Annotated in this window: 2 protein-coding genes and 4 pseudogenes; 4 read left to right on the forward strand and 2 right to left on the reverse strand. The window is 63.2% G+C overall.

Features of this window, described 5'->3' with window-relative positions; genetic code table 11:
- The 3 genes and pseudogenes from tnpB to QYH69_RS35595 form a co-directional block, all read left to right on the forward strand.
- Positions 1-241 (forward strand): IS66 family insertion sequence element accessory protein TnpB (gene tnpB, locus QYH69_RS35585; RefSeq protein ID WP_308836303.1); only part of this gene is annotated, 241 nt, incomplete at its 5' end.
- 186 nt (positions 242-427) lie between these two features.
- On the forward strand, positions 428-1,819 hold the full coding sequence (locus tag QYH69_RS35590; RefSeq protein WP_374992568.1) for an ISNCY family transposase: 1,392 nt from the start codon (positions 428-430) through the stop codon (positions 1,817-1,819).
- Between the two features lie 84 nt (positions 1,820-1,903).
- Positions 1,904-2,504, forward strand: a pseudogene (locus QYH69_RS35595) (IS66 family transposase zinc-finger binding domain-containing protein); the annotation flags it as partial.
- Positions 2,505-2,550: 46 nt separating this feature from the next.
- On the opposite strand, the pseudogene QYH69_RS35600 reads toward QYH69_RS35595, so the two are convergent.
- A pseudogene (locus tag QYH69_RS35600) lies at positions 2,551-3,830 on the reverse strand (IS256 family transposase).
- Positions 3,831-3,941: 111 nt separating this feature from the next.
- A pseudogene (locus QYH69_RS35605) lies at positions 3,942-4,148 on the reverse strand (hypothetical protein); the annotation flags it as partial.
- 161 nt (positions 4,149-4,309) lie between these two features.
- Between QYH69_RS35605 and QYH69_RS35610 the strand changes: the two are divergent.
- Positions 4,310-4,720 (forward strand): annotated as a pseudogene (locus QYH69_RS35610) (transposase); the annotation flags it as partial.
- Between the last annotated feature and the right edge of the window lie 183 nt (positions 4,721-4,903).

The following is a 4,903-nucleotide window of genomic DNA, read 5'->3' on the forward strand; positions in this document are numbered from 1 at the left end:
TACGGGGTACGATGCTTGCCCATCATCGGCACCTCCTGATCAAAAGGATAGGTGTCCGTTTTCGCGGGTCAACTTCAAACGTCTCGAGGCGGACCATTTCGTGTGGCCACGCAGAGAGGAGACGGTGATCGGGATGACGGCCGAACAGTTGCACTGGCTGCTTGACGGCATCGATGTCGACGCCATGCGACGCCACCCGGCACGGCAGTACCACCACGCGAACGCCCGGCGTTGCCGGTAAACAACGGCGACGCCGGGGGGTTACAAATTGACGTAAACCCATCGCGCGCGGCACTGGGCTGTAAGAGCAAAGTTGTAATGTCGTATCTGGGCAAAGTACAGATGTCGTACCTGGGCGCTTTGCGGTTCATGCTGGCGCGGTTCACTCGCCGCGGAGCCAGCCATGGGCAATACCGGGTTGATCACCATGAGCATGCGCGAGCTGGACCGGCTGAAGGTCATCGAGGCGGTCGTCGGGCAGCGGCTGATGCCGTGGCGCGCAGCTGAACGGCTGGGGATCAGCCGGCGCCAGGTGGAACGGCTGGTGCTGCGCTATTGCAGCGAAGGCGCAGCCGGCCTGATATCACGCAGGCGTGGTCGTGCGGGCAATCATCAGTTGCCGGCCGATCTGGCGCGGCGCGCGCTGACGATCATCCGCGAGCGCTATGCTGATTTCGGGCCGACGCTGGCCTGCGAGAAGCTGCGTGAGTGTCACGGGCTGACGCTGTCAAAGGAAACCGTGCAGCACCTGATGACGGACGCGGGCCTGTGGGTGCCGCGCCGGCAACGTCCGCCCAAGGTCTACCAGCCGCGGGCGCGGCGCGCCTGTTACGGCGAGCTGGTGCAGATCGACGGCAGCGAGCATGCGTGGTTCGAGCAACGGGCGCCGCAGTGCGCGCTGCCGGTGTATGTCGATGATGCGACCAGCGGGCTGATGATGCTGCACTTCACGGCCACCGAGTCGACCTTCAGCTACTTCGAGGCGACGCGTGCCTATCTGCAGCGTCATGGCAAGCCGGTGGCGTTCTACAGCGACAAGGCCAGCGTGTTCCGCAGCCCGGCTGCAGGCCGGACCGGCCGCAGCCTGACGCACTTCGGCCGCGCGATGTACGAGCTCAATATCGATACCTTCTGCGCGAACTCGAGTTCCGCGAAGGGCCGTGTCGAGCGAGCGCACCTGACGCTGCAGGACCGCCTGGTGAAGGAGCTGCGGCTGCGAGGCATCAGCACGGTGGCACATGCCAACGCATGGGCGCCCTCCTTCATCGCGGCCTATAACGCGCGCTTCGCGAAGCCGCCGCGCAGCCCGTTCGATGCACACCGGCCGCTGCGTGACGATGAGGACCTCGACCTGCTGTTCACGTGGCGCGAGACGCGGCGCGTTACGAAGTCGCTCACGGTGCAGTACGACCGGGTGCTGTACCTGCTCGAGGACACGCTGGCGAACCGCAGGCTGGTGCACCGGTATATCGACGTATGGGAGTACCCGGACGGGCACATCGAGATCCGGGCGGACGGCGAGGTGCTGCGCTACCGGCAGTACGACCGGCTCGCGGAAATTGATCAGGGTGTCGTCGTTGAACACAAGCGCCTGAGCCATGTGCTGCAGGTCGCGCAGGCGATCCAGGCGCAGCGCGATAACCGGCGGGCGGCGGGCTCGCCGTCGCGCACCAACCGGGGCATCGAGGTGCGCAAGTCCGAACGGCTGCCGGGCACGAAGAAGCAGCGCGAGTTCACGCTGGAGGACCTGAACGAGGCGGTGATGGGGACACACGGCAAGGCGGCAGCCGCGGTGGGGAAAGCCCCTGCTAAACGATAGAAAGGACTCCCCTCACCCCGACATCTATCTGGCTGCCGCTACGACATCTGAATCTGGCTTTGACACTGGGCTATCGTCACGGGCATGAACGAAGACGACTTCTCCCGATTGCCGCCGGCGGCCCAGGCCTATATCCGCGAACTCGAGTCGCGCAACCGGCAACTGGGCGGACGGGTTGCGCAGCTCGAAGAGCAGTTCCGCCTGGCGCAGAGCAAACGCTTCGCGCCGGGCAGCGAGAAGTTGCGCGATCGCGTCTTCGACGAGGCCGAACAGATCGCCGCCACCAAACCCGGCGATGATGACTCCGACGGCACCGAAGATACGTTCGCGCTACCCGATACGGGCCTGCCGGATGCGCCAGCGCCGGCAGGCAGCGGGCGTGGACGCAAGCCGCTGCCTGCCACGCCAGCGCATCGAATACGATCTGCCCGCTGACCAGAAGCGTTGCCCGTGCTGCGCAAATGCGCTTCACCGCATGGGCGAAGAACTCAGCGAGCAGTTGCATATCGAGGTGAAGGCATCGGTTCTGCAGCACGTGCGCTTCAAGTACGCTTGCCGTCATTGCGAGCGTCATGCCGAGCGTGCGCCAGTGATCACCGCCCCGATGCCAGCGCAGCCGCTGCCAGGCAGCAATGCCAGCGACGCCATGATCGCCACCGTCACGGCGGGCAAGTATGTCGACGGCACACGAGCAATCGTCAAGACTGGTGTACGCGGGGCGGGCGGCATGATCAGGCGGCCAGCGCTTGAGGAGCCGGTGTGCTCTCGATCACCGGAGTGCCGTCCTTGAAGGGAATGCCCTTCAGAAGCGGTTCGATCCTGTCGACGCCGCGGATCTTCCTCCAGGTCTGCTCGGCCGCTTCGATCAGCTTGAACGCCATCGCGAGGAAGGTCGAGCGCGACAGACAGTTGCGCGTGCGGCTCGTGCGATGGCGCACAGTCGCGAACGTCGATTCAATCGGATTCGTGGTGCGCACATGCTGCCAATGTTCGGCAGGGAAGTCGTAGAACGCGAGCAACGCGTCGCGGTCTTTCGTGAGCTTCTCGACGGCCTTTGGGTACTTTGCCGCGTACGTGTCGACGAACTGGTTGAACGCGGCGATTGCGTCGGCTCTTGTCGCGGCATTCCAGATCTCGGCGAGCGCAACCTTGGCCTTGCCGTGCTGCGATTTGGGCATGACGTTGAGAATGTTGCCGATCTTGTGGAACCAGCAGCGCTGGTGCCGTGTCTGCGGGAACACCTCTTCAAGCGCCGCCCACAGCCCCATCGCGCCGTCGCCGACGGCAAGCAGCGGCGGTGCCTGCAGACCTCGTTTCTTCAGGTCGAGCAGCAACTCCTTCCAGGATTCCTTCGATTCGCGATAGCCGTCGTTGAGCGCCACGCGCTCCTTGCCGCCGTCCGGTTTCACGCCGATGATCACCAGCAGGCACTGCCCGTCGAATCCTCCGCGCGGGCTTGCGTATGGATGCCGTCGGCCCACCAGTAGACCCAGCGCGAGGCCGACAGGTCGCGTTTGTTCCACTTCTCGTACTCTTCTGACCAGGCGGCCTTCAGGCGGCTCACGACGCTCGCTGACAGCCCTTTGGCCTGCTCGCCGAGCAGCTCGGACAGTGCGTCGCCCATGTCGCCGGTTGAGACGCCTCGCAGGTACAGCCACGGCAGCGACGATGACACCCGCGGCGACTTGCGCACATAGGGCGGCACGATCGTCGAATTGAACTTGATGCCCGAGCCCGAGCGATCGCGAACCTTCGGCACCTGAACGGGCACCGGGCCCACGGCCGTGACGATCTCGCGCTCTGGCAGGTAGCCGTTGCGCACGACCGACCGCCGGCCATCGATCGTCTTCACATTCGAATATTGCTCGAGCATCACTGCCAGTTCCGCCTCGATTGCCTGCTGGATGATCCGCCGCGCCCCCTGCTGGATCAGATCGTCCAGGCCGGGCGTACCCTTGATGTCTGCTTCTGCTGTTTGACTGCCGCTCGTATCCTGCGTATGTTTCGCCATGGTGGTGGAGTTCGATTGAGGAAGTGTTACCGTGAGAAGCAACATTCTCCATCAATCGCCACCTCCTTCTCCTGCCTCATCCCTACGCCGCATACACCACTTTCAACGATAGCGCCGGCGCTCGCGCGCCTCCTTCTTCTGTGACGGCAGCCGCTGATGCTGTTCAAGTCGATACGCCGTTGCAGTGCTAAAACCCGCGCGTGCGGCCGCAACCGCCGGGCCGTCCTTGCGTCTGTACTTCATATAGAGCCTCATCTGGTGGTCGTTGACGTGTCGTCCGGGCACGGCGGCCTCCCATGACATGGAAGGCTCGTTCATACCCGATCTACCGCGACCACCGGCGAAGCCCGGCATCGAAGACGGACGGACCGATGCAACACGCGCGGCAGCGGTTCCGGGCTACGCCCGTTCCCGCCGCCGCGCCTGTCAGATTCTCATCCTGATTGACGCGCCGTTCTCATCCTGAATGACGCGCAGCAGCCAGCGCATTGCTGGCCACTCTCGGCGCCGCCCATGACTTCAGGAACGGCCGGCAGGTCGCTGCATGGCTCGGGTTGACGCCATCGCAATATAGTAGTGGCGGCAAAGCCCGGCTCGGAAGTATTACCAAAGCCGGGGACGCCTACGTGCGCACTCTTCTGGTGAGCGGCGCACGTGCCGTGATGTCAAATCTGCGGGACAAGCAAGACCGTTTTAGTCTGTGGATCAGAAGCCTCGTTGAGCGTCGCGGATACTGGCGCGCGGCGATCGCGATTGCGGCTAAAAATGCGCGGATGGCATGGGCGGTTCTGAAGTATGGTGACGCTTTCAAGCAAGAGCCTCTGCAAGCCTGGTCTGTGCCAAGGCGTCGCTCAATCAGAACATCTCCACAACTGCATCCAGAATCATGAACATGATAGAAGATCACTTTGCGCTGCCAACAGTGATGTGAAGTGGGTTGGACCTGCGCGGGGAATACCTGTTACACCCACTGGGATATTCGTTCCCGATACATGAATTATTGAGAGTTACGTAAATCATGACATCACCAAAGCTCGGCTTGCTTCCAGCAGGCAACGATGATCGATTTGCGT

The organism is Paraburkholderia sp. SARCC-3016 (assembly GCF_031119615.1).
Taxonomy (GTDB): domain Bacteria; phylum Pseudomonadota; class Gammaproteobacteria; order Burkholderiales; family Burkholderiaceae; genus Paraburkholderia.